The organism is Streptomyces rishiriensis (genome assembly GCF_030815485.1).
Taxonomy (GTDB): Bacteria; Actinomycetota; Actinomycetes; order Streptomycetales; family Streptomycetaceae; genus Streptomyces; species Streptomyces rishiriensis_A.
This window is the reverse complement of the sequence record NZ_JAUSWV010000002.1, coordinates 7,846,403-7,871,694: the sequence shown is the minus strand read 5'-3', so window position 1 is coordinate 7,871,694 and position 25,292 is coordinate 7,846,403. Positions and strand designations below refer to the sequence as shown.

14 protein-coding genes are annotated in these 25,292 nt (G+C 70.8%); 2 read left to right on the top strand and 12 right to left on the bottom strand.

The window, feature by feature from the left end:
* Positions 1-66: 66 nt before the first annotated feature.
* From QF030_RS37300 to QF030_RS37280, 5 genes are all read right to left on the bottom strand, one after another.
* Positions 67-942: a carbohydrate ABC transporter permease gene (locus QF030_RS37300; protein WP_307166977.1), complete on the bottom strand. Its 876-nt coding sequence runs from the start codon at positions 940-942 to the stop codon at positions 67-69.
* Positions 943-961: 19 nt separating this feature from the next.
* Positions 962-1,924: a carbohydrate ABC transporter permease gene (locus QF030_RS37295; protein WP_307166976.1), complete on the bottom strand. Its 963-nt coding sequence runs from the start codon at positions 1,922-1,924 to the stop codon at positions 962-964.
* A 212-nt stretch (positions 1,925-2,136) separates the two neighbouring features.
* A complete protein-coding gene (locus QF030_RS37290) occupies positions 2,137-3,552 on the bottom strand; it encodes an ABC transporter substrate-binding protein (protein ID WP_307166975.1) in 1,416 nt (471 codons plus the stop codon).
* Positions 3,553-3,882: 330 nt separating this feature from the next.
* The gene (locus QF030_RS37285) at positions 3,883-4,893 is read right to left on the bottom strand and encodes a LacI family DNA-binding transcriptional regulator (RefSeq protein WP_307166974.1); all 1,011 of its coding nucleotides are present in this window, start codon (positions 4,891-4,893) and stop codon (positions 3,883-3,885) included.
* A gap of 99 nt (positions 4,894-4,992) precedes the next feature.
* Positions 4,993-9,276 carry a discoidin domain-containing protein gene (locus QF030_RS37280; RefSeq protein WP_307166973.1) on the bottom strand — a complete coding sequence of 1,428 codons (4,284 nt, stop codon included), beginning with the start codon at positions 9,274-9,276 and terminating at the stop codon, positions 4,993-4,995.
* Between the two features lie 547 nt (positions 9,277-9,823).
* Here QF030_RS37280 and QF030_RS37275 point away from each other — a divergent pair.
* Entirely contained in the window at positions 9,824-13,252 is a 3,429-nt protein-coding gene (locus QF030_RS37275; protein ID WP_307166972.1) for a CARDB domain-containing protein, read from the top strand.
* A 79-nt stretch (positions 13,253-13,331) separates the two neighbouring features.
* Here the strand turns inward: QF030_RS37275 and QF030_RS37270 are convergent, their stop codons facing one another.
* Positions 13,332-14,165, bottom strand: a complete 834-nt coding sequence (locus QF030_RS37270) for a class I SAM-dependent methyltransferase (RefSeq protein ID WP_307166971.1) — start codon at positions 14,163-14,165, stop codon at positions 13,332-13,334.
* 575 nt (positions 14,166-14,740) lie between these two features.
* Between QF030_RS37270 and QF030_RS37265 the strand changes: the two genes are divergently transcribed.
* Entirely contained in the window at positions 14,741-18,016 is a 3,276-nt protein-coding gene (locus tag QF030_RS37265) for a LamG-like jellyroll fold domain-containing protein (protein WP_307166970.1), read from the top strand.
* 215 nt (positions 18,017-18,231) lie between these two features.
* Here QF030_RS37265 and QF030_RS37260 read toward each other — a convergent pair whose 3' ends face one another.
* The 6 genes from QF030_RS37260 to QF030_RS37235 all read right to left on the bottom strand — a co-directional run bounded on the left by QF030_RS37260 (position 18,232) and on the right by QF030_RS37235 (position 25,232).
* The gene (locus QF030_RS37260) at positions 18,232-18,564 is read right to left on the bottom strand and encodes a rhodanese-like domain-containing protein (RefSeq protein WP_307166969.1); all 333 of its coding nucleotides are present in this window, start codon (positions 18,562-18,564) and stop codon (positions 18,232-18,234) included.
* Positions 18,565-18,659: 95 nt separating this feature from the next.
* Positions 18,660-19,079 carry a MarR family winged helix-turn-helix transcriptional regulator gene (locus QF030_RS37255; protein ID WP_307166968.1) on the bottom strand — a complete coding sequence of 140 codons (420 nt, stop codon included), beginning with the start codon at positions 19,077-19,079 and terminating at the stop codon, positions 18,660-18,662.
* 103 nt (positions 19,080-19,182) lie between these two features.
* A complete protein-coding gene (locus QF030_RS37250; RefSeq protein WP_307166967.1) occupies positions 19,183-21,507 on the bottom strand; it encodes an AbfB domain-containing protein in 2,325 nt (774 codons plus the stop codon).
* A 173-nt stretch (positions 21,508-21,680) separates the two neighbouring features.
* Positions 21,681-22,715, bottom strand: coding sequence for an ABC transporter permease (locus QF030_RS37245; protein WP_373428861.1), 1,035 nt, complete (start codon positions 22,713-22,715; stop codon positions 21,681-21,683).
* Positions 22,712-23,674 (bottom strand): ABC transporter permease, encoded by a 963-nt coding sequence (locus QF030_RS37240; RefSeq protein WP_307166966.1) that lies wholly within the window; start codon positions 23,672-23,674, stop codon positions 22,712-22,714. The genes QF030_RS37245 and QF030_RS37240 overlap by 4 nt, the downstream gene beginning before the upstream one ends.
* Positions 23,667-25,232 (bottom strand): sugar ABC transporter ATP-binding protein, encoded by a 1,566-nt coding sequence (locus QF030_RS37235; protein WP_307166965.1) that lies wholly within the window; start codon positions 25,230-25,232, stop codon positions 23,667-23,669. The genes QF030_RS37240 and QF030_RS37235 overlap by 8 nt, the downstream gene beginning before the upstream one ends.
* Between the last annotated feature and the right edge of the window lie 60 nt (positions 25,233-25,292).

Below are 25,292 nucleotides of genomic sequence, written 5' to 3'. Positions count from 1 at the left end.
CGGGCGGGGCGGCCACGGCCGGCGGGCTGAGCCGGTGGCCGCCGGCGCCGGGCGGGGCTGTCGGATTCAGCCCTTGAGGCCGCCCGCGGTGAGTCCGCTCATGATGTTGCGCTGGAAGAGCAGGAACAGCAGCAGGGTCGGCAGGGAGGCGATGGTGAGGGCGGCGATGAGCACGTTCTCGGGCACGCTGGTGGCGAGCGAGTAGATGCCGACGGCGAGGGTCTGGCCGGTGGGGTCGGGCAGCACCAGCATCGGCCAGAGGAAGTCCTTCCAGACGCCGACGACGGCGAAGATGGACACCACGCCGAGGATGGGCCGGGAGATCGGCAGGACGATGGACCACAGGACGCGCAGCGGCCCTGCGCCGTCCATGGAGGCCGCGTCCAGGAGTTCCTTCGGGATGGAGTCGAAGAACCGCTTCAGCAGGAAGATGTTGAAGGCGTTGGTCACCGAGGGCAGCCAGATCGCCCAGGGCGAGTTGAGCAGGTTGCGTTCGACGATCGGCACGTCCAGCACGGTGAGGTACTGAGGGACGACGAGCACGGTCGCCGGGATCATCAGGGTGACGAGCATCATCCCGAGGATCGCCTTGCCGAGGACCGGCCGCAGCTTGGACAGGGAGTAGGCGGCGGCGACGTCCAGCACCAGCTGGAAGGCGAGCGCGCCGAAGGCGTAGTAGAGGGTGTTGAGGAGCAGGCGGGCGAGGTCCATCACCTCCCAGGCCCGCTGGTAGTTCTCCGGGTGGACGGAGCCGGGCACCCAGGTCGGGGGTGTCTGGACGGCTTCCTGGGTGGTCTTGAGGCCGCCGGACACCATCCAGTACAGCGGGCCGAGGAAGGCCAGCGTGAACAGGACGACGACGAGCGCGAAGCACAGCCAGTAGAGCAGCCTGCCGCGCGGGCGGGCGAGGGCGGCGGGCGAGATGAGCGTGCGTGTGGACATGTCCGTGTCTCCCCCGGTCCTACTCTTCCGTGGCGCGGTTGAGCCTGGTGTACACGGCCGAGAAGGCGGCCAGCAGTACGAGCAGGATCAGGCCGAGCGCGGCCGCGGCACCGTAGTTGTTGAAGTTGAAGGCGTACTGGTAGATCAGGTAGACGACGGTCGTGGTGGACCCCTCGGGTCCCGCGCCGCCGGTCAGCAGGAAGGGCTCGATGAAGACCTGCATGGTGGCGATGATCTGCATGAGCAGCATCAGCGCCAGGATCAGCCGGGTCTGCGGGATCGTCACGTGCCACACCTTGCGCAGCAGGCCGGCCCCGTCGAGTTCGGCGGCCTCGTACAGTTCGCCCGGGACGCCCTGGAGCGCGGCCAGGTAGATGAGGGTCGCGCCGCCCATGTTCATCCAGGTGGAGGCGACGACGACGGAGAGCATCGCGGTGTCGGGGTCCTGGAGCCACTGCTGGGCGGGGATGCCGAAGGCGTCCAGCACCTCGTTGAACATGCCGTAGCCGGGGTCGTACAGGTACTTGAAGAGCAGCACGGACGCGGTGGGCGGCAGCATGACGGGCAGGTAGACCAGGAGCCGCAGGTAGCCCTGGCCGTGCCGGAACTCGTTGATGACGAGGGCTGTGACGAAGGGGACGGCGAAGCCCAGGACGAGTGCGAGGGCCGTGAACCAGAGGGTGTTGCGCCAGGCCTGGCCGAAGGCGGGGTCGTTCCAGATGGTGACGAAGTTGTCCCAGCCGGTCCAGCTGACCTGGCCGTCCTCGGTCTTCTGGAAGGCCAGCAGGAACTCGCGGACGATCGGGTACCAGGAGAAGAAGGCGAAGCAGAGCACCGCGCCGATGAGGAATCCGTGGGCGGTGACATTGCGGCGCAGGGCCTTGCCGAAGCCTTGGGCCGGGGGCCGGACGGCGCCGGCTCGCGGTCGGCGGGGACGGCGTTCCTTGGCCGCCGGGTCCTGGGTGAGGGTGGGGGCCGACATGGGTGCTCCTCGGTCGGACAGCGGGTCGCCGGACGCGGCGGTCCGGATGCGTGACGGGGGCGGCCGGGCGCCGGGCCCACCGGGTGGGGGTGGGCCCGGGCCCTTCATTCGATGTGCGTGCCGGACCCCGCGACCCCCGGCAGGATCCGAAAGGGGGAGTTTGTCGGCGCGCTCACGAGCCGGGCGGCGGGAGACCGCCCGGCCCCCGGGGGTCACTGGTTGGCGAGGACCTGGTTCACCTGGGTCTCCGCCGTCGACAGGAGCTTGTCGATGTCGGCGTCCTTGTTGGTGAGGATGCCGGACATCACGTTGTCGAGGACCTTGTAGATCTCCTGCGCCTTCGGGGGTTCGGCCTTGCCCGGGACCGGGTTGTCCATGAAGGCCTTGAAGTTCTGCACCGGCATGGTGGCGAACTGCTGACGGGCGGCGTCGTCCTTGGCCTTGCTGTCGTTCAGCCACAGGTTGGGCTGCGGGAGTCCGACGGGGAGGCTGTCGGCCTTGGTGCGCTCCCAGTCGTACTGTCCCTTGCCGACGGTGGTGAACTTGAAGTTGAGCCAGGCGATCGCGGCCTTCACCTTGTCGGACGAGATGCCCTTCTTGATCATGTAGTTGTTGCCGCCGGCGAGGGTGTTCTTGCCGCCGGGTATCGGGCCCATGCCGAAGTTCTCGTACTTGGCGCCGAGTTGCTGGACCATGTAGGTCACGTCGTCGGGCGCGGCGAGGAACATGCCGAGCTTGTCGGTGGCGATCTGCTTTTGGAGGTCGCCCCACTTCAGCAGCTGGGTCTTGCCCATGGCGTCGTCCTCCCAGCGCATCGCGTGGAGGTTCTGGGCGACCTGCTTGCCGGTCGCGTCGTTGAACGCGGCCTTCGTGCCGGAGGCGTCGACTACCTCACCGCCGAGGCTGTACATCTGCGCGGTGAAGTGCCAGCCGCCGGTGTTGCCGGCGCTGTACTCGCCGAAGCCGGCCACGCCGCCGCCGAGTCCGGCGATCCTCTTGGCCGCCGCCCGGACGTCCTCCCAGGTGGCGGGCGGGGTGTCGGGGTCGAGGCCGGCCCGCTCGAAGAGCGAGCGGTTGATGAGCAGGCCCATCCGGTAGTTGCTGGTGGGCAGGCCGTAGAGCTTGCCGTCCTTCTTGAGCGAGCCGAGGACGTCCGGGTCGATGTCCTTCAGCAGCGGCACGGTCGTGTCGTTGACGTAGGCGCTGATGTCCTGGGCGCCGTCGTTGTCGAGGACCTGGTCGAGGTCGGTGAAGTAGGTGTAGAACACGTCGGGTTGGGACTTCGCCTTGAGCATCGCGGTGAACCGCGGCGGTTCCAGGCACTGGCCCGGGGTGGAGCGGCCCTGCACGGTGACGTTGGGGTACGTCTTGTTGAACTCCTTGACGTCCTCGTTCCACTCCTTGAGCTCGGCCTTCTTGGCCGCCGGCGGCATGCAGTCGATGGTGATGGTCACCTTGGTCTTGGGGTCCAGCGGCGCGGCGGGGTTGGCGTTCGCGCTGTTCCCGTCGCCGTCGTCGCCGTCGTCGCTGCTGCTCGTGCCGCAGGCGGCGAGCGCCGTCAGTGTGAGGGCGGAGACGAGGGTGACCGCGCCTGCGCGGCGGGTGCGGCGGAACCGAGCTCTTCTCATGGGTGGTCCCCTTCGGGCATGAACGTGGAAGGCGCCCCTCGCCGGTACGAGGTGGGGCGCCGCACACTCAATCACCGCCAACAAGACTGCGCAATATCTCGCGCTGATTTCGTAATTGCTTGACAGAGCAATGCAGATGGAGCGGCCGATGCCTGGCGATTCACTGCAAGTCCGCGTCCGACGCGGAACACGGCGTACCGTTTCCCGGGCCGCCCGACGGCGCCCGCGGACCGGTGCGACATGACGCGGCCGGCCCACGGGGTCCGTGGGCCGGCCGATGACGTGACGGGCGCGGTGGAGCGAGGAGCGGGCCGGACGGGAGGGACTTCCTCAGTCGCGCGGAGCCTGGGCCGTGGAGCCGCGCACCACCAGTTCGGGCTCGAACAGCAGCTCACCGGGCGGTACTTCGCCGCCCTGGATCTGGGTGCACAGCAGATCCACGGCGGCGCGCCCCATGGCCTCGATGGGCTGGCGCACAGTGGACAGCGGGGGCTCCGTGCAGTTCATGAAGGCGGAGTCGTCGAAGCCGACGACGGACACCTGCTCGGGCACCGCGAGGCCACGCCGCCGGGCGGCCCTGATGGCCCCGAGGGCCAGCGGGTCGCTGGCGCAGATGATGCCGGTGACCCCGCGGTCCAGCAGGCGGGAGGTGGCCGCCTGGCCGCCTTCCAGGGAGAACATCGAGCGTTCCACCCGCTCGTCGGGCAGCGCGGAACCGGCCGCCTCGGCCGCCGCCCGGGCCGCCGCGAGCTTGCGCCGGGAGGGCATGTGGTCGCGGGGTCCGAGGACCACCCCGATGCGCTCGTGGCCCAGCAGCGAGAGATGGCGCCAGGCCTGTTCCACCGCGACGGCGTCGTCGCAGGACACGCAGGGGAAGTCCAGCTCCTCCACGGGCGCGTTGATCAGGACCACCGGGATGCGCCGTTCGGCCAGCTGCCGGTAGTGGTCGTGCGGGGCGTCGGCCTGGGCGAACAGCCCTCCGGCGAAGACCACGCCGGAGACGTGCTGCTGGAGCAGGAGATCGACGTAGTCCGCCTCGGAGACGCCGCCCTTGGTCTGGGTGCACAGCACGGGGGTCAGTCCCTGCTGGGCCAGCGCGCCGCCGATGACCTCGGCGAGCAGCGGGAAGATCGGGTTCTGGAGCTCCGGCAGGACGAGCCCCACCAGGCGGGCGCGTTCACCGCGCAGCTGGGTGGGACGCTCGTAGCCGAGCACGTCCAGCGCGGTCAGCACCGACTGACGGGTGGTCTCGGAGACCCCCGGCTTGCCGTTGAGCACCCGGCTGACCGTGGCCTCGCTGACCCCTACCTTCTTGGCAACCTGAGCAAGTCGTCGCGTCATGGGCGCAAGGCTAGCGCAAGCCGTGCAAACGGCTTGCGCCAACCAAGGCCTTCCTGTTCATTTTCCGTCAGAATCCATGGCTCTCTTGCGGGCCGGTGATCAGGGGTTGATGTTGATCTTGAAGGTGGAGGTGGTGTTCCGGATGTCCACGGCATTGCCGTTCAGCCGCAGCCCGTTGAACGTGACCTCGCCGACCGCCGGGCCCTGGCCTGCCTCGGGCAGCTCGTTCGCCCACAGTCCGAAGCCGGACCTGGCGTCGAAGGCGTCACCGCTTCTGCGGGCGCCGGTGACCGAGATGTCGGTGAGGACGGTGTCCTTGATCGGGTTCACCGGCTGCCCGCCGACGTACTGCGTCTGGAACATGATTCCGGAGTAGGTCGGGTCGACGATGTCGACGTCGTTGACGCGGATGCCCTGGAACACCTTGGACGCCGAGAACAACCAGATGCCGGGGAAGGTCTGAGCACCCCAGAAGTGCCCGCCCGAGCGGACCACGGAGACGTTCTCCACCGTCGTCGGGTCGGTGCCGAAGCCGTTCATCGGATAGCCGAAGTCCAGCGAGCTGATGGTGATGCCGGAATAGACCAGGGTGTCGGCGATGTGGATGTTGCGGAAGGTGTTGTCGTAGCCGCCGTACACGGCGATGCCCGCGGCCCGCCAGGTCAGCAGCGAGGTCAGGTTCTCGTAGACGTTGCCCTTCATGTCGGCGCCGCCCGCGTCGATGGCCGAGAACAGCGCGAAGCTGTCGTCGCCGGAGGAGCGGGACTCGTTGTTGACGACGTGGTTGTCCGTCGACCCGTTGGTCATGTTGACGCCGTCGGCGAACGTGTCGCGGATGCGCGCGTTGCTGATCGTCATCCGGTCGGTGTTGGCGCCCCAGTACAGGCAGACCATGTGCTCGGTCCAGGTGTTGTCGATGACGATGTCCGACACGTTGGCGAAGTCGAACACCTTGCCCGGCCCGTCGATGCGCGAGGTGTAGTTGCCGAAGTAGGCGAAGCCGCGGAACGCGGAGCCCTTGGCGCTCGCCTCGGCACGGAAGCCGATGTCGGTGTTCTCCTGCCCGTCCGGCGCGTGGAACTGGGTGTACCAGGGCCCGGCGCCGACGACCTGCACCGCCTTGCCGTACACCTGGAACTTGGACGAGGTCCGGTAGTCGCCCGGCGGCAGGTAGACGCCGGTGAGCTTGCCGGTGGTGTCCATACGGACCCGGTCGAGGGCGTTCTGCACGTCCTGGTGGGTGAGGCCGGCCGGGACGGCGTACGCCGCCGGGTCGGGGTTGGCGACGGGCGCGACCTGCTCCAGGCTGACGAAGTCGATCGCGTAGCGCGAGGTGTTGGCGGTGTCCTTCTGGAGCCGGATCTTCGCACCCGCGGGGACGGTCTCGCCCAGCATCAGGTGCGCCTCGTCGTAGATGTGGCGCGGGGCGCCCGCGGACGGCGCGTTGCCGGGCGAGGCCTCGGCGCCGTACAGCCAGGCGTAGCGCGAGGTGAGCGGCAGGGCCTTGCGGAGAGCGCCGTCGACGTAGACGTTCAAGGTGGCGTCGGTACCGCCGCCGCCCGCGGCGTCGGGAATCGAGAAGCGGGTCACCAGGGTGTTGGTGGCCGCCCGGGTGGTGAACTCCACGTACTGGCCGGTGCTGTCGAGGGTGACGGCCTTGCGGCCGGACGCCTCGCCCGCGAGGTCGCCGACGGTGCGGTTGGGGCCGACGGTGGTGGCGCCGCCGCCCGTGGCGCCGTCCTCGGCCTCGTACAGGTCGTACGGCATGTTGGCGCCGCGCCCGACGAACAGGGACTGTTCGACGGTGTTGTTCTCCCGTTTCACGGGCAGTTCGTTGCCGTCGGCCGCGACCGTCGCGCGCACCGTGTAGGTGCCGTTGGCGGCGGTCCAGGTCCCGAGGGTGACCGGTGCGGTGGTGGCCCCGGCGGCGATCGCCCCGTCGTGGGAGCCGGTCAGGGTGCGGACGGTCGCTCCCTTGGAGTCGACCAGGGCGAGGGTGAGCGCGTGGGCGCCGCCCGCCGAGGCGACGGTGCCCTGATTGCGCACGGCGACCCGGAAGGTGACCGTGTCGCCCGCGGCCGGACCGGACGGGGCCGTGGTCACCACCGGGACCAGATCGGAACTGCTGACCGGACGCACGGTGAGCGCGGTGGACGCCGTGTAGGTGTTGTTGGTCTCGTTCTGCTCGATCACCGTGCCGCCGTCGTCGGCGACGGCGCTGAGCTGGTAGGTCCCCGTGTCACGGGCGCCGATCGAGGCGCTGACGGTGGTCTGCGCGCCCGCGGCCAGGGCGCCCACCGGGGCGGTGGCGACCTTGGTGCCGTTCAGCCGCAGCGCGAGACTGCTGGCGGGCGCGGCGGTCTCGCCGCCGTTGCGGACGGTGGCGGACAGGGCGATGGTGTCCGACTCGACGGGCGAGGCCGGCGAGGCGGTCAGCGAGGTGACCTCCAGATCGGGGTTGGGCGCGGCGGTGCCGATCACCTGGAACTCGGCGATCTGCCCGGCGGGAGCACCGGAGTTGGCGGTGAACCTCAGCTGGACGTCGGCGATCCGCGCGGTGACCGGGACGGTCACGGTGTTGCCGCTCGCCGGGCTGAAGGCGTAGTCCTTGGCGGCGACCAGCGAGGTGTAGCCGCTCGCGGACTGCTCACGCCCGAGCACCTGGACGGTCTGGGTACGCGGACCCCAGGAGCTGTCCGGGTCGAGGCGCAGGACCAGCGAGGTGACGTCGGCGTTCGCACCGAGCTTGACGGTCAGTGTGGCGGGGTGGCCGGAGCCCTCCCAGTAGGTGGCGGTGGAGTTGTCGTTGGCGTTCTCGGCCACGAAGGTGTGCACGGTCGAGGAGGCCGTGACGGGTTTGCCGACCGCGAGGTTGGAGCCAGGGCCGGAGGTCCCGGTACGTGTGACGGTGTTGCTGGCGCCGGAGACGTTCCCGGCCGCGTCCTTCGCCCGCACGGCATACGACACGGTCGCGGTGGCGGGGCGGTTGTCGGTGTAGGTGGTCACGTTGCCCGCGACGGTGGCGAGCAGGGAGTTGTTGGCGTAGACGTCGTAGCCGGTGACGGCGGTGTTGTCGGTGGAGGCGTTCCAGGCCAGCCGGATCTGCCCGGCGGACGGCTCGGTGAACGCCAGGTTCGCCGGAGCGGTGGGCGCCTGGGTGTCGCCCGTCGCGCCGCGGCGGACGACGGTGTCGCTGTTGCCGGAGACGTTCCCGGCGGCGTCCTTCGCGCGCACGAAGTAGGACACCGTGGCGCTCGCGGGCCGCGTGTCGGTGTACGTGGTGACGTTGCCGGCGACCGAGGTCAGCAGGGTGTTGTCGGCGTACACGTCGTAGCCGGTGACGGCGGTGTTGTCGGTGGAGGCGTTCCAGGCCAGCCGGATCTGCCCGGCGGACGGCTCGGTGAACGCCAGATTCGTCGGCGCGGTGGGCGCCTGGGTGTCACCCGTCGCCGGGCCGTAGACCTCCAGCGCGGACAACTGGGCAGCCGGCTGACCGGTGTTGGCGGTGACGAGGACTCGGACGTAGCGCGTGGTGGCGGTGTCGAAGGTGATCGTCACCGTGTTCCCGTCCACCGGGGCGAACTGGTACGCCCTCGACGCCGTCAGGTCGGTGAAGTCGGTTCCGTCGGCGCTGCCCTGGATCTTCAGGGTCTGGGTGCGGGCGCCCCAGCCGTCGGGCAGCTCGAGCACCACCCGGTTGACGCCGAGGGAGGAACCGAGGTCGGCCCGGATCCACTGCGGGAGTTCGTTGTTGCGGCTCTCCCAGTAGCTGGCCTTGTTGCCGTCGGCGGCGTTGGCCGGCACGTAGGTCTCGGTGTGACTGCTCGCGGTGAGGGTACGGCCGCGGGCGAGGTCGGTGGAGGACTCACCCGCCGCGTGCACCTCCAGTTCCGAGAGCTGGGCGGCCTGCCAGCCGGTGTTGGCGGTGATCTCCACCCGTACGTAGCGGGTCTGTCCCGCCGGGAAGGACACCGTGACGGTGTTGGCCGAGCCGGGGCTGAAGGTGTAGGTGGCGGACGCCTTCAGGGTGCTGAAGCCGGTGCCGTCGGCACTGCCCTGCACGGACAGGGTCTGGTTGCGGTTCTCCCAGGACGCGGGCAGCTTCAGCACGACCTCGTCGACGCGGGCGGTGGAGCCGAGGTCGGCCTGGACCCATTGCGGCAGGGTCCCGCCGGCGCTCTGCCAGTAGGAGGCCTGGTCCCCGTCGGTGACGTTGCGGGACGCGTACTCGGCGTGCGAGCTGCTGGCCGCGGTGGGCCGTCCGGCAGCGAGGTTGGGGCCGTCGGCCGCCGTGGCGGCGGTCAGTGACGACACGCCCAGCATCAGCAGGCTGGTCGTGAGGACGGCGGCCAGGGCCCGCCGTCCTCTGCGCTTCGGTCTCATCTCTCCCCGATCTCCGTCCCGTCCGCCGTGGCGCGGAGGGACGCGGTTGGTGGACGGGTGGCTCGGCGATGCACCGGACACGCCTCAATGTGCGGGGCAGGACACCGCTTTTGCGTGAATCGCTCAGAGAGTTGCAGACCGACAGAGGTTCGTCCACCGTCGGGACAGGTACGCATCCGGCCCGCCCGTCTCCGCGACAACCTGCCCAGGGGCCGGATCAGCCACTTTCGTACGGGCTTTCGCGATGACGCAAGCGGATCGGCACGGTACGCAAGCCGCTTGCGTGGTCAACTCCCGCTACTGCCGGGACCGTTGACAAAGCGGAGACACGCTAGAAGCCTGTGGGCGTACTTTCCGCAAAGAATCGACTGTTCAACTCAATTTGCGTGCACGACGGTGGCTCCTCCTCGGGCCGGCCCTCCCGGGCCGCTCCGCGCTCTCCCTCCGCACCCCCTGCACTTCATGCGTTTCCGCACCTCCCGCGCCTCCCCTCCGGGGCCGATCCGCCGTGCCCTCCCCCGTGTTCACCGACCGAACAGAGGACCTCATGAGTTGGAGACCACCGGGCCGCCGGCCCGTGACCGGCGCGGTCGTCGCCGGGCTCCTGTCGACCGGCCTGCTGCCGCTGGCCTTCGCCGCCCCGGCCCGGGCGGCGACCGCCGCGGCCGACGTCAACCTCGCCCTCGGCCGTCCCGCCACCGCCGGCGGGGCGCACGCCGAATACCCCGCCCGTAACCTCACCGACGGCGCCCAGGCCTCCTACTGGGAGGGCCCGGCCGGCTCCTTCCCGCAGTGGGCGCAGGTCGATCTCGGCGCGGCCCGGGAAGTGGACCGGGTGGTGCTCAAGCTCCCGACCGGGTGGGGCAGCCGCAACGAGACCCTGTCACTGCTGGGCAGCAGCGACGGTGCCGGCTTCAGCACGCTCGCGGCCTCGGCGGTCCGGGTGTTCGACCCGGCCCAGGCCAATACGGTGTCCGTCGCCCTCGCCTCCCCGGCGGACGTGCGGTACGTCCGCGTCGACGTCTCCGGCAACACCGGGTGGAACGCCGCGCAGCTCTCCGAGCTGGAGGTGTACGGCGAGGACGGCGGCACGGATCCGGGCGATCCGCCGCCGGCCGGCGCCAACCTGGCCCGCAACAAACCGGTCGAGGCCACTTCCACCGCGCAGACCTATGTGGCGGCCAACGCCACCGACGACTCCGTCTCCACCTACTGGGAGGCGGCCGGTCATCCCTCGGACCTCACCGTCAAGCTCGGCGCCGACGCCGACGTGACCGGCGTGGCGGTCAAGCTCAACCCCGACCCGGTGTGGGCGGCCCGCACCCAGACCTTCCAGGTACTCGGCCGGCAGCAGTCCGCGAGCGGCTTCACCTCGCTGGCGGCGGCGAAGTCGTACTCCTTCAGCCCGTCGAGCGGCAACACGGTCACCGTTCCGGTCAGCGGCCGCTGGTCCGACGTACGGCTGCACTTCACCGCCAACTCCGGTGCGCCCGGCGGACAGGTCGCCGAGTTCCAGGTCGTGGGCACCGCCGCACCCGCCCCCGACCTCACGCTCACCACGCTGGACTGGACGCCGGCCGCGCCCAGCGAGCGGGACGCGGTCACCGTCAGGGCCACCGTGCGCAACGCGGGCACCGGGCGCTCCGCCGCCACCACCGTCGACGTCAGTGTGGAGGGCACGGTCGCCGGCAGCGCCGCCGTCCCGGCACTGGACCCCGGCGCCTCGGCCACCGCGGAGGTCGCCACGGGCACCCGTGCGGCGGGCAGTTACGGCGTGTCGGCCGTCGTCGACCCCCGGAACACCGTCCCGGAGCTGGACGACGGCAACAACAGCCGTACGGCGGCGAACAGACTGGTCGTCACCCAGGCGCCGGGGCCGGACCTGGAGGTGCGCTCGATCAGCACCAGTCCGGCCAACCCTGCCGTCGGCCAGGCCGTCTCCTTCACCGTCGCCGTGCACAACCGTGGGATCAGTGCGGCTCCGGCCGGCTCGGTGACGCGGCTCCAGGCCGGCTCGGCCACCCTCGACGGCGCCACCGGCCAGGTGGCCCCCGACGCCACGGTGAACGTGGCGATCAGCGGGACGTGGACGGCCACGGCGGGCGGGGCGACCCTCACCGCGACCGCCGACGCCACCGGCGTCGTCGCCGAGACGAACGAGAACAACAACATCCTCGCCAAGTCCCTGGTGGTGGGACGCGGCGCCGCCGTGCCCTACACCGAGTACGAGGCGGAGGACGGGCGGTACACCGGCACCCTCCTGAGCTCGGACGCCCAGCGGACCTTCGGGCACACCAACTTCGCCACCGAGTCCTCCGGCCGCAAGTCGGTCCGGCTCACCTCGACCGGCCAGTACGTGGAGTTCACCTCCACCAACGCGGCCAACTCGGTCGTGGTGCGCAACTCGGTTCCGGACGCCGCGTCCGGCGGCGGCGCGGACGCCACCGTCAGCCTGTACGCGGACGGCGCCTTCGTGCAGAAGCTGACCCTGTCGTCCAAGCACAGCTGGCTGTACGGCACCACCGACGACCCGGAGGGTCTGACCAACCGGCCCGGCGGTGACGCGCGGCGCCTGTTCGACGAGTCACACGCGCTGCTGTCGAAGAGCTACCCGCCGGGCACCGTGTTCCGCCTCCAGCGCGACGCGGGCGACTCGGCCGCCTTCCAGGTGATCGATCTCGTCGATCTGGAGCAGGTGGCTCCCGCCGCGTCCAAGCCGGCCGGCTGCACCTCGATCACCGAGTACGGCGCCGTACCCAACGACGGAATCGACGACACCGACGCCATCCAGCGGGCGGTCACCGCCGACCAGAACGGCCAGATCTCCTGCGTGTGGATTCCGGCCGGACAGTGGCGTCAGGAGCAGAAGATCCTCACCGACGACCCGCTGAACCGGGGGCAGTTCAACCAGGTGGGCATCCGGGACGTCACCGTCCGCGGCGCGGGCATGTGGCACTCCCAGCTGTACACCCTGACCCCGCCGCAGGAGGCGGGCGGCATCAACCACCCGCACGAGGGCAACTTCGGCTTCGACATCGACTCCAACACCCAGATCTCCGACATCGCCATCTTCGGCTCGGGCACCATCCGCGGCGGCGACGGCAACGCCGAGGGCGGCGTCGGTCTCAACGGGCGCTTCGGCAAGGGTACGAAGATCACCAACGTGTGGATCGAGCATGCCAACGTCGGTGTCTGGGCGGGACGCGACTACTCCAACATCCCCGAGCTGTGGGGCCCCGGCGACGGACTGGAGTTCTCCGGCGTACGCATCCGCGACACCTACGCCGACGGCATCAACTTCGCCAACGGCACCCGCAACTCCACCGTCTACAACTCCTCCTTCCGCAACACCGGCGACGACGCGCTCGCCGTGTGGGCCAGCAAGTACGTGAAGGACACCTCGGTGGACGTCGGCCACGACAACCACTTCCGCAACAACACGGTCCAGCTGCCCTGGCGGGCCAACGGCATCGCGGTGTACGGCGGTCACGGCAACACCATCGAGAACAACGTGGTCTCCGACACCATGAACTACCCGGGCATCATGCTGGCCACCGACCACGACCCGCTGCCCTTCAGCGGTGAGACCCTGATCGCGGGCAACGCCCTGTACCGCACGGGCGGCGCGTTCTGGAACGAGGACCAGGAGTTCGGCGCGATCACCCTGTTCGCTCAGGGCCAGGACATCCCGGGCGTCACCATCCGGGACACCGAGATCCGCGACTCGACGTACGACGGCATCCAGTTCAAGACGGGCGGCGGCGCGATGCCGGGCGTCAAGATCACGAACGTGCGCATCGACCAGTCCAACAACGGCTCCGGCATCCTCGCGATGAGCGGCGCCCGCGGCGGCGCGACCCTGTCCGGCGTGACGATCACCGGCTCGGCCCAGGGTGACGTACTGATCGAACCGGGCTCGCAGTTCACGATCACCGGTACCCCGAACGGACCGGCGGGACGCATCGACGCCTACTGAGCACGGCCGGTGGGCTCCCGGTCACCGGGGGCCCACCAGCCGGGGCACGCGAGTGCCGTACGACCTTTCCAGGACCTCCCTAGTCGGCGGTCCTGTCGGCCGTGACCAGCAGGTACTCCCATTCCATGGCCCCGTCCGCGAGATGCCGGGCGGCCAGATCGGCGAGCGCCGTGTCGAGGGCGGTGACCTTCTCGGGGTCACCGGCGATGGCGGTGTAGACCGCGACGGTCGGGCCGTAGCAGCGTTTGAAGAACTCCCGGAACTCCTCCGGGCCGGCGAACAGGTTGATGCGCAGCATCCGGCGACGGGCGTCGACGCCGGTGACCCTGTCGCCGAGCAGAGCGCGCACATGACTCTCGTCGCCCCACAGCGGCGGCGGCTGCGCGCCGGGCGGCGGCGGGGGCGCGTACGGGCGCATGGTGGCGAACATCTGCCCGATGAACCCTTCGGGCGTCCAGTTGACGAGGCCGATCCTCCCGCCGGGTCGGCAGACGCGGACCAGTTCGTCGGCGGCCCGCTGGTGGTGCGGGGCGAACATCACGCCGACGCACGACACCACCGTGTCGAAGTCCGCGTCCGCGAACGGCAGTTCCTCGGCGTCTCCCTCGCGCCACTCCAGCTCGACACCGCGCTCCGCGGCGAGCCGGCGGCCGGCCTCCAGCAGTTCCGGGGTCAGGTCCAGAGCGACCACGTCGGCCCCGACGAGGGCGGCGGGGACGGCGGCGTTCCCCGAGCCGGCCGCGACGTCGAGCACGCGGCTCCCCGGCCTGACGCCGCTCTCCCGGACCAGCTCCGGTCCCAGGTCAGCGATGACGTCCGACGCCACGAGCGGGTAGTCCCCCAGCGCCCACATGGCACGATGCTTCGCTTTCAGGGCCCGGTCGGCCCGGGTCGCCTCACTCGCCTCGGACATCGCGCATACCTCCGATGCGGCACCGTCTGCGTACGTCCGGGCGGCGGCCACCGCCTCGGACCGCTTGCGCCCGGGCCTCGCCGACTCCGGCGCCTCATACGACTGTCTCACGGTTCGAACCACCGGGCAGGGTCTCGGCGCGGGGCCGCCGCGCCGAGTCGTCGTACGGGCTGCCCGGCGCGGCCGGCGGGCTGTCCGCGCCCGACGCCGAGCCCGGTGTCGGGTCCGCCGGCGACCGACGTCCCGCCCGCACGGGGCCTCACGGGCGGCCGGGACCGCCTGCGGTCCAGGGCCGCGCGGATCGCGGGCCGGCGCCGAACTCGCCTTCGCGCGGACGCCCTTGCGGCGGACCGGAGAGCCCTGCGGACCTCGTGACGCCAGTCCGACCGAGTGCTGCGTGAGGTCTGGACACTCCCTCTGTGAGCGTGCTGTCATACCGCTGTCACAGGATTTCCAACGTTGAAAAGGCCGCCGAGCGTCCCGTCACCGGTGTGCAGTCGTCTCCCCCGGGACTGCTGCCAGGAGCCCTGACTCCCGCCGGGCGTGGTCACGGCCTCTGTACGAGGAAGGGTTCGATGACACGACACGACACCCGCCGCAGAGCCGGAGTGTGGGCGCTGCTCGCCGCGGCGGCCCTGATCCTGCCCCCGAGCGGGATGCTTCCCAGCGCGGCGGCCGCGGAGCCGCGGACCGGCACGTCGGCGGCCGCCGCCGAACAGCCGGCCGTCACGACGCACGGCCTGAAGGGCGAGTACTTCAGCATGTCGGCGCCCGGCGCCCGGGACTTCGACCGGCTCGGCGGCACTCTGCTCGACCCGCAGATCAACTTCTCCGGACTGACCGGCGTCTTCCAGGAGTTGACCGGCAGGACCGAGCACACCACAGCGCGCTGGACCGGCCGGATCGAGGCGCCGGTCACCGGTGACTACACCTTCCACGCCATCGGCGACAACGGCTTCCGTCTCTACATCGACGGCCGGGCCGTCATCGACCACTGGGTGGGCGACTGGGACCGCGAGCAGACCAGCGCCGCCGTCCGGCTGACCGCGGGCGAGCAGCACGACTTCCGCCTGGAGCTGTTCCAGGACACCGGCGGCGCCAACATGTACCTGCGTTGGTCGACGCCGACGATGTCCGAACAGATCGTGCCGATGTCCGCGTTCACCCCACCGGCCGACTTCGAGGTGTACCCGGTCGAGATGTCCGTCGCCGAGAACGGGCGGCGGCTGCGTGCCCGCTTCGAAGGCAGGGTGGGCGGGCTCGAAGGCATCGAGGACCATATCGGGGTCGAGGCCGACACCACCGCCATGCCGATCAGATCGGTGACGGCCGTCCCGGGCGACCCCACCGCCGTCGACGTCGACCTCGCGGAGCCGATCCAGCGGAACCAGATGGTCAGGGCCTCCTACGACGGTGAGGGCTCCCTGACGGCCGGCGGCGAGAACGTGCCGAAGGTCATCCGCTACGCGGACAACGCCTCCACCCACCGGCTCACCACCGAGTGGGGCGACGAACTGGACGAGAAGCATCCGCTGCCCGAGTACCCGCGCCCGCAGCAGGTGCGGACCAAGTGGTGGAATCTCAACGGCACTTGGCAGTTCGGCGCGGCCCGGGCGGGAGAGGAACCGGTCTTCGGCAGGAACCTCGGCGAGAAGATCGTCGTGCCGTTCCCGGTCGAGTCCCAGCTGTCCGGTCTCGAACGGCACGAGGACCACATGTTCTACCGCCGACTCGTCGACGTGCCCAAGAGCTGGAAGGTCGGCAAGAGCGGCCGGGCCGACCGGCTCAGGCTCAACTTCGGCGCCGTCGACTACCAGGCCCGCGTCTACGTCAACGGCACGAAGGTCGCCGAACACACCGGCGGCTACAACGCGTTCAGCGCCGACATCACCGACGCGCTCAAGGGCACCGGCCCGCAGGAGATCGTCGTCGCCGTCACCGACACCGGAGGCGCCGACCAGCCCATGGGCAAGCAGTCCACGAACCCGGGCGGCATCTTCTACACCCAGACCTCCGGCATCTGGCAGACCGTGTGGATGGAGCCCGTCGCGCCCGCCTCGGTCGACGAGATCGTCACGACGCCGGACATCGACACCGGCACCCTCGCGGTGACGGTGAACTCCGAGGACGCCTCCCCCGCCGCCCGGGTCGAGGCCGTCGCCCGCGACGCCCGCGGCAGGGTCGTCGGCAAGGTCACCGGGCCGGCCGGCCAGGAACTGCGTCTGCCGGTGGCGAAGCAGCATCTGTGGAGCCCCGACGACCCCTACCTCTACGACCTCGACGTCACACTCACCGACGGCAGGTCGACCGACAGGGTCGGCAGCTACTTCGGCATGCGCGAGGTCGGCGTCGAGAAGGTGGGCGGCTTCGACAAGCTCGTCCTCAACGGCAAGCCGATCTTCTCCCTCGCCACCCTCGACCAGGGCTTCTGGCCCGACGGCCTGTACACCGCGCCCAGCGACGAAGCCCTGGCCTTCGACCTCGAGGCGCACAAGAAGCTCGGCTTCAACGCCGTCCGCAAGCACATCAAGGTCGAACCGCAGCGCTGGTTCTACCACGCCGACAGGCTCGGCCTGCTGGTCTGGCAGGACTTCGTGTCCGGCAACATCACCGACACCACCGGCCGGAAGGCCTTCGTCGACCAGGGCAAGGAGATGGTGCGTCAGCACCACGACTCGCCCTCCGTCATCGGCTGGATCGTCTTCAACGAGGGCTGGGGCGAGTGGAGCCGCGAGGAGACCGGCCGCATCGCCGAGTCCGTCCGGGCCGCCGACCCGTCCCGTGTCGTCAACGCCCACAGTGGCGTCAACTGCTGTAACTCCAAGGGTGATTCGGGCAAGGGCGACATCATCGACCATCACGACTACAACAACACCGACCCCGCCTTCCCCGATGACGGCCGGGCCGCGATGGACGGCGAGCACGGCGGCTTCGTCCTGCGCACTCCGGGCCACATGTGGCCGGGCGCCCCGACGGTGATCTACAGCGGCGTCGGCACCAAGGAGGAGCTGACCGCCAAGTACGTCGAGAACACCGAGCGGTTCTACGTCGAGCAGGCCGGCGCCGAGCTGTCGGGCTCGGTGTACACGCAGATCACCGACCTGGAGAACGAGCTGAACGGCCTGTACACGTACGACCGCCGTGAGATCAAGGTCGATCCCGGCCCGGTACGGAAGGTGAACCGCCAGGTGATCGCCGCCGGCGCCGCCGCGGGCCGTGCGGGACCGCTCAAGGGCGGCGGACACTGGGGCCTCGACGAGGGCACCGGCTCCACCGCGCGGGACGCGGGCCCCGGCGCCCGGCCACTCACCCTCCGCGAGGGCGCCGGCTGGACCCCCGGTGTCAGCGGCAGCGCCCTGAAGTTCGACGGCCGGCAGCAGTACGCCGAGACCGCCGGACCGGTGCTCGACACCAGCGGCGGCTACTCGGTCTCCGCCTGGGTCCGGCTCGACGAGATCCCCGGCAACTACGCGACCGCCGTCAGCCAGGACTCCCGAGCCACGGCCAACGCGTTCTACCTCCAGTACGGGCACGGCACGTTCGCCTTCAGCACGCCCGGCGAGCACCGCGCCCAGGTGGCCGTCTCCGCGGAGACGGGACGCTGGTACCACCTGGTCGGCGTACGGGACGCCACGAGCAACCAGATCCGGCTGTACGTCGACGGAAAGCTCGCGGCGACGGCCACCGGCGGCACCGCCCTTCCGAGCACCGGTCCGCTGACCGTGGGGCGCGCCCACTGGGACGGCTCGAACGTCGACTTCTGGAACGGCGCGGTCGACGAGGTCCGCGCCGTCGACCGGGCGCTGACCGCCGAGGAGGTGAGCGCCCTGTACGCGGAGGTGAAGCCCTAGAAGGCCCTCGTCCGGGCTGTCTCCGTGCGCTCCACCCTCATGTGCTCCACCACCGTGCACGCGCACCACCGTGCATGCCCACCGGCCCGCCGCCGGGGCCGGTACCACGGCCCCGCCCGGCGGGCCGGTGGGCGCCGGCGGCCGCAGACGGATGCCGGCTCACCTCGCGTGGCGGCGCGTGACCGACGCCGAGGGGGCCGTGCAGTGCCGGCCGTTCACCGGGAGGTGAGCGGCCCGCCGGCGGCCCGCCAGTCGACGAGGCCGCGGCTCATGTTGACGGCCTCGAAGCCGTTCTCCACCAGCAGGTTCGCCGCACCGGCGGAGCGGATGCCGCCGGTGCAGAAGGTGATGAGCAGTCGGTCCTCGGGTAGCTCCGGGCAGCGGTCGGGCAGGGCCTCGAGCGGCATGTGCACGGCGCCCGGGATGTGCACCCGGTTCCACTCGAACTCGCGGCGGACGTCGACGACGAGCGCGCCCTCCGCGACCAGCCGGATCGCCTCCGCCGCGGTGACGGCCGGCGGTCGGCGCAGGTAGTGGCGGAAGCTCATGCGCCGCACACCTCCCGTCGTAGGGCGCAGAGGACCTCTGTCATGACAGGGACGTACAGCGACGAGTTCTCCATGACCTTCAGGCTAGCTGAAGGTCATGCGTTCCCGGACACCGCCCGCCTCAGCTGGGTACGCAAGGACTCGGTCAGCTCGGGATGTTGCGCGGTGAACTCCGCGTCGAGGCGGGCGACCACCTCGGCGGCCCGGGCCAGCAGCGACTCGCCCTCGGCGGTGACCCGCAGACTCGACGCGGATCCCGCGTGCGCCGTCCCGTCGTCGACCAGCCCGGCCTCCACGAACGCCGCCACCGCGCTGTGCACGCTCTGCACGGTGATGCGCGAACGTCGGGCGAGTTCGCTGAACGAGATGCCCGGAGTCCCGCGGACGTGGCCCAGCAGCCCGTACTTGCGGGTGGTCAGCCCGAGCGGCTTCAGGCCCTCGGCGAACGCGGACTCCCACACCCGGCTCACCGTGAGCAGCGTGATGGTGGGGCTGAAGGGTGGCGGCTCGGACATGGGGGCAGGTTACCCACGGCGAGCCGCGTGGACGAGCCGTCCCGGTGGCGGGAGAGGGACTCCCGCCACCGGGACGGCTGCGTCCACGGCGGCTGCGCCGGGCTCACGGCGCCCAGGGCGCCTCCACGGACCACGTCGTGTCCTCGGTGAACAGGACGGGGTTGTCCCAGGCGTGCGCACCGCCCGGGGTGGCCAGCCACAACTCGGCGTTGAAGTGGCGCAGATACTGCTCGGGGAAGTTGTACGCCGACAGCCGCACGGCGCCGTTCGCGCCCCGCACGGGGCAGAAGGTGGCGTCGGCGCGGAACAGGTCGGTGCTGCCGGACTCCCTGTAGACGCGGTAGTCGCGATGGCGCAGGTACTGGCCGGGGTAGTTGCGCGACTCGAAGCTGTAGCAGCCGCCGGCGGCCAGGCCGGGGACGACCTTCCAGGTGGCGTCGTTCTTCAGCAACGCGTCACTGCCACCGGTGACGACCTCCGTGAAGACCGCGCCGTCCCGGTGGCGCAGATACCGGTCCGTATGGCCGGGGGTCGTCACCCGCAGGGAGTGGTACTGGCCCACGGGCAGGGTGACCGGGGTGGTCGAGGCCTGGGACGCGTCGATGAGCGCGCGGTTGGCGGCCCTGACCCGGGCCTCGTCGACCTTGACCACCTGACGGTCGTAGGTGAGCAGGCCGTTGGCCTCGTTCTCGACGTCGGTGATCTCGGTGTAGACCGACGCGGACAGACCGCGCGGCATGCGCACCTCGCGGATCGCGTCCAGCAGGCCCACGAACCGGTTGTTCAGGTTCGCCGCCGTGGGCTGGTCCTCGTAGCTGAAGCCGCCGCCCGGGTACCACTCGTGTCCGGCGACCTTGAACCCGAGTCCGCCGAACTCGCCGAGCACGGCGGCCCGGGTCGGGCTGGGCACGGTCGTGCCGGGTCCCACGTAGACATGGTGGTCGACCACGTCGCCGTTGCCGCCGTCGACCGAGCCGCAGCAGTTGACACCGCTCATGTTGTTCACCAGGCGCGTCGGATCGTACGCCTTGACCTCGGCGGCGATGCGGGCCTGGTCGTACTGGCCCCAGCCCTCGTTCTGGTCGACCCACATCACCAGGGACGGCGAGCTGCGGTGCTGGTCGATGACGCGGTCGTACTCGGCCTCCCACTGGGTGCGCGCCGCGGCGTCGGGAGTGCGCAGGTCCATGGCCGGCATGTCCTGCCAGACCAGCAGGCCGAGCCGGTCGGCCCAGTAGAACCAGCGCTGCGGTTCCACCTTGATGTGCTTGCGGACCATGTTGAAGCCCAGGTCCTTGTGCTTCTGGAGGTCGTACTTGAGGGCGGCGTCGGTGGGCGCGGTGTAGATGCCGTCCGGCCAGTAGCCCTGATCGAGGGTGCCGGTCTGGAAGACGAACCTCCCGTTCAGGACCGGGCGTTGCATGCCGCCCACACTGGCCAGGCCGATGGTGCGCATGCCGGTGTAGCTGCCGACCGAGTCGACGGTCGTGGCGCCGGAGAGCAGGTCGGCCCGGACGTCGTAGAGGAACGGGTCGTCGGGGCTCCACAGGTGCGGGTTCGGGACCGCCACGGTGAACTCGGCGCCGACGGGGCCGGTGGCCGTGCCCACCACGGCGCCTGCGGTGGAGACGGTGATCCGCGCCTGGTGGCCGCTGGTCCCGGTGCCCCGGACGGTCACCCTGAGGCGGCTGTTCGCGGGGTCCGGGACCAGGTCGAGGCGGCTGACGTACGCGGGCGCGGTCGGCTCCAGCCACACCGTCTGCCAGAGGCCGGACGCGGCGGTGTAGAAGATGCCGCCCCCGGCGTGCGGGGCGACGTCGTTGATGCGCTGCTTGCCGACCGCCTGCGAGCCGGTCTGGGTGGGGTCCCAGACGGAGACGACGAGGGTGTTCGTGCCGCCGTTCAGCAGGTCGGTGATGTCGTGGGTGAACGCGTCGTAGCCGCCGCTGTGGACGGCTCCGGACTGGCGGCCGTTGACCCAGACGGTGGTGCGCCAGTCACTGGCGCCGAAGTTGAGCTGGACGCGACGGCCGTTCCAGTTCGACGGCACGGTGAAGGTGCGCTTGTACCAGAGCTTGTCGTTCTGGGTGATCTTGCGCTGGATGCCGGAGAGCGCGGACTCGGCGACGAACGGAACCCGGATCTGCTCGGTGAACGAGGCGGGCTGACCGGCGTCCGCCGAGGTGACCGCGAAGTCCCAGATGCCGTTGAGGTTGGCCCAGTCCGCGCGGGTGAGCTGCGGGCGGGGATATTCGGGCAGGGGGGTGTCGGTGGGGACCTGGTTCGTCCACGGGGTGGTCATCGGCGACGGTTTGGGCGTCCACGCCTGTGCGGCGGCCGCCGCGGGGGCCGTGGCCATCAGTGCCGTACCGCCGACCAGCGTGAGCGCGGCGAGCGCGGTGACGACCCACCGCGCTCGTCGTCTCATCCGGGCGAACGGCCTTCGGCCTTCGGGTACTCGACGCATCGTGCCTCCTTGACTCGTGGGGTGGGGAGACGTGCGCGTGCGGGGGCGGCCGGGGGGAGGTCCGGCCGCCCGGAACGGGACGCGGTGGCGGGGCCGGGCGGGACCGCGCCGCCGTCCGAGGGGGTCTGGGCCTGTCACATGAGCTGTCGCCGACGGCCCAGCCAGGTCTGGGCGACGACGACCACCGCCAGGAAGGCGCCGCTGACGACCTGCTGGTAGGAGGAGTCGAGGGAGCCGATCTGGTTGATGACGTTCTGGATCACCTTCAGCAGCAGGACCCCGACCAGCGAGCCGCTGACCTGGCCGAGCCCACCGGTCAGCAGGGTGCCGCCGATGACGACGGCGGAGATCGCCTCCAGTTCCATGCCGCTGCCCAGGATGGTCACGCCGGAGGCGAGCCAGGCGGCGTTGAGGGCGCCCGCCAGTCCGGCGAGCAGTCCCGACAGGGCGTAGACGAGGATCTTGGTGCGGGCCACCGGGGCGCCCATCAGGGCGGCGGCGTCCTCGTTGCCGCCGACCGCGTAGACGTGCTGCCCGAAGCGGGTCCGGCGCAGGACGAGGGCTCCGGAGGCGAACAGGGCCAGCGTGATCCAGACCGGGTTGGCGAGGCCGAGGGTGCTGCCCTGGCCGAGCTCGGCGAGGAAGGACCCCTTGCCGATGAGGTAGGTGTCGGCGCCCTCGTCGGTGAGCGCCAGCATCAGTCCGCGCGCGCCCAGCATGGCGGCGAGGGTGACGATGAAGGGCGCGAGGCGGGAGCGGGCGACCAGCAGGCCGTTGACGACGCCGATCGACCCGCAGACGGCGAGCGGCAGGAGCAGGGCCATCATGGTGCCGTGGCGCGATCCCCAGGCGGCCAGGACCCCGCCGAGGGCGAACAGGGAGCCCACGGACAGGTCGATGCCGCCGGTGATGATCACGAAGGTCATACCGAGGGCGACGATCGCCAGGAAGGCCGAACCGGTCGCCATGTTGCTGAAGTTGTCGCCGGTGGCGAAGGAGTCGAAGGAGAAGGACGCCACCAGGGAGACGACCAGCAGGACGGCCAGGGCGCCGTGCTGCTGGACGAGGGCGCTCAGCCGTTCGGAGCGTGCGGAGCCCACCGGGTGGGCGTGCTGCGGTGGTTCGGTACGGGCAGGTGTCACGGGTGCGTCCGTGTTCGTGGTGGTCAACGCTTCCCCCGTCCCCGCGCCGCGTAGACCGCGGCGACGATCACGATGGCCTGGGCGATCTGGGTCCAGGAGGGCGGCAGATCGTGCTTGATGAGGGTGGCGGTGAGCAGCTGGATGAGGACGGCTCCCGCCACGGTGCCGCCGATGCTGACCCGGCCGCCGGTCAGCGGGGTGCCGCCCACGACGACCGCGGTGATCGCGGACAGCTCCATCAGGTTGCCCAGCGAGGTGGGGTCGCTGGCCTGGAGGCGGGCGGTGGCCAGCACGCCCGCGACCGCCGCGAGGAGCGCGCAGACCACGTACACGATGATCAGCACGCGTCGCACGGGCAGGCCGGCTAGCTGGGCGGCGGGACGGCTGTCGCCGATGGCGAGGAGCTGGCGTCCGAAGGTGGTGCGGCGCACCGCGAAGGCCACCAGCAGCGCCAGGGCCGCGGCGATCAGGATCAGATAGGGGACGCCGAGGACGTCGCCGGAGCCCAGGGAGGCGAGCGAGGGGTTGCGCAGGTCCTTGAGCTGCGGCAACAGCACCAGGGCGAGTCCGCGACCGCCGACCATGAGCGCCAGGGTGGCGACGATCGGCTGCACTCCGACGAACGCGACCAGCGCCCCGTTGGCCAGCCCGACCCCCGCGGCGAACAGCGCGACCACCAGCAGCGTGGGCAGCAGTCCGTAGCCGAGGTAGAGGGCGGTCACGGAGGCAGCCAGCGCCATGACGGCGCCCACCGACAGATCGACGCCTTCGGTGCCGATGACCAGGGCCATGCCGAGGGCGACGATGATGACGGGGGCGACCTGGACCGCCTGGGTGCGGAAGTTCTCGGCGGTCAGGAAGTGCGGGGTGATGACGGTGTTGACGACGAGCAGGGCCGCCACGCCGGCGTAGACGCCGTAGGCCTGGAGCCACTGTACGAGGCGGGTCCTGTCGAACGGGGCGCTGCGCAGGGCGGCTTCAGCCATCGACGGCCGCCTCCTCGCCCGCGTCCGGCCCGGGGTCGTTCCCGGCGATGGTCCGCATCAGCTTGTCCTCCGTGACGTCGTCGCCGGTCAGCTCGCCGACGACGGCGCCGTCCTTCAGTACGACCACGCGGTCGGACCCTTCGACGAGTTCCTCCAGGTCGGAGGAGATGAGCAGGACGCCCAGGCCGTCGGCGGCCAGTTCGTCGACGAGCTTTTGCACCTCGGCCTTTGCGCCGACGTCGATGCCGCGGGTGGGCTCGTCGAGCAGCAGCACCTTGGGGTTCATCGCGAGCCACCGGGCGAGCAGCACCTTCTGCTGGTTCCCGCCGGACAGTTCGCCCACTTTCTGGTGCGGTGAGGACGCCTTGATGCGCAGTCGCTCGATGAAGGTGTCGACGACGCTGTCGACCCGGGCCTCGGAGACCAGGCCGAAGCGGGAGAGCCGGGGCAGCACGGCCAGCGCGATGTTCTCCCGCACCGAGAGGCCGGGGACGATCCCCTCGCTCTTGCGGTCCTCCGGCAGCAGGCTGATCCCCGCACGGATGGCCGCCGGGGTCGAGCCGGCCCGCAGCGGCACACCGGCCACCGCGACGCCGCCCGAGCGCGTGGGCAGTGCGCCGGCGATGGTCTTCGCGGTCTCGGTTCGTCCGGAACCCAGCAGTCCGCCGAGGCCGACGACCTCGCCGGGGCGGATGCTCAGGGAGACGCCGCGCAGCTTGTGCGGAACCGTCAGATCCGAGGCGGTGAGCACGGGTTCGGCGTCGGCGTCGGCGGTGCCGTGGTCACCGGTGAACTTGGTGAGGCCCTCCTCGCGGACCTCCCCCAGGTCCCGGCCGAGCATCGTGGACACCAGGGAGAGCCGGTCGAGGTCGGCGAGCCGGCCGTGGTGCACCCGTCGGCCGTCGCGCAGCACGGTGACCGTGCTGCACACGGCGTACAGCTCGTCCAGGCGGTGGCTGACGTAGACGACCGCGATGCCCGCGTCCCGCAGACCCCGGATCACCGAGAAGAGGGTCTCGACCTCACGCGGTTCGAGGGAGGAGGTCGGCTCGTCCATCACGACGACACGCGCCTCGGTGGCGACCGCGCGGGCCAGGGCGACCATCTGCTGGGCGCCGACGCCGAGCGTGCGCAGTGGTCTGCGGACGTCCACCCGCACGCCGTAGGCGCCCAGGGTCTGTTCGGCCTCGCGGTTCATGCGGCCCACGTCCAGCACGCCGAGCCGGTTGCGCGGCTCGCGGCCGAGGAACAGGTTGCGGGCCACGCTGAGCAGCGGGATCAGGTTGACCTCTTGGTAGATGGTCGAGATCCCCGCCTTCTGGGCTTCCAGCGGGGTGGCGAAGGAGACCTCGCGGCCCTGGAAGACGATCTCGCCGGCGTCGGGCCGGTACACGCCGGTGAGGAGTTTGATGAGGGTCGACTTGCCGGCGCCGTTCTCGCCGACCAGGGCGTGGACCTCACCGGCGCGCAGGGTCAGGTCCACGTCGTCCAGAGCCCGGACGCCGGGGAAGGTCTTGCTCAGTCCGCGGACGGCGAGCACTTCGGCGGGGGGTGCCACCTGTGCCTCCAGGGTGCGATGCAAGAAGTGACGGAGAGCCGCAGGGCCGGAGGGGTCCGC

Excerpts from the sequence above, each read along its gene's own strand:
- QF030_RS37300 (WP_307166977.1), bottom strand. The coding sequence starts at position 942 with ATGTCCACACGCACGCTCATCTCGCCCGCCGCCCTCGCCCGCCCGCGC.
- QF030_RS37295 (WP_307166976.1), bottom strand. The coding sequence starts at position 1,924 with ATGTCGGCCCCCACCCTCACCCAGGACCCGGCGGCCAAGGAACGCCGT.
- QF030_RS37290 (WP_307166975.1), bottom strand. The coding sequence starts at position 3,552 with ATGAGAAGAGCTCGGTTCCGCCGCACCCGCCGCGCAGGCGCGGTCACC.
- QF030_RS37285 (WP_307166974.1), bottom strand. The coding sequence starts at position 4,893 with ATGACGCGACGACTTGCTCAGGTTGCCAAGAAGGTAGGGGTCAGCGAG.
- QF030_RS37280 (WP_307166973.1), bottom strand. The coding sequence starts at position 9,276 with ATGAGACCGAAGCGCAGAGGACGGCGGGCCCTGGCCGCCGTCCTCACG.
- QF030_RS37275 (WP_307166972.1), top strand. The coding sequence starts at position 9,824 with ATGAGTTGGAGACCACCGGGCCGCCGGCCCGTGACCGGCGCGGTCGTC.
- QF030_RS37270 (WP_307166971.1), bottom strand. The coding sequence starts at position 14,165 with ATGTCCGAGGCGAGTGAGGCGACCCGGGCCGACCGGGCCCTGAAAGCG.
- QF030_RS37265 (WP_307166970.1), top strand. The coding sequence starts at position 14,741 with ATGACACGACACGACACCCGCCGCAGAGCCGGAGTGTGGGCGCTGCTC.
- QF030_RS37260 (WP_307166969.1), bottom strand. The coding sequence starts at position 18,564 with ATGAGCTTCCGCCACTACCTGCGCCGACCGCCGGCCGTCACCGCGGCG.
- QF030_RS37255 (WP_307166968.1), bottom strand. The coding sequence starts at position 19,079 with ATGTCCGAGCCGCCACCCTTCAGCCCCACCATCACGCTGCTCACGGTG.
- QF030_RS37250 (WP_307166967.1), bottom strand. The coding sequence starts at position 21,507 with ATGAGACGACGAGCGCGGTGGGTCGTCACCGCGCTCGCCGCGCTCACG.
- QF030_RS37240 (WP_307166966.1), bottom strand. The coding sequence starts at position 23,674 with ATGGCTGAAGCCGCCCTGCGCAGCGCCCCGTTCGACAGGACCCGCCTC.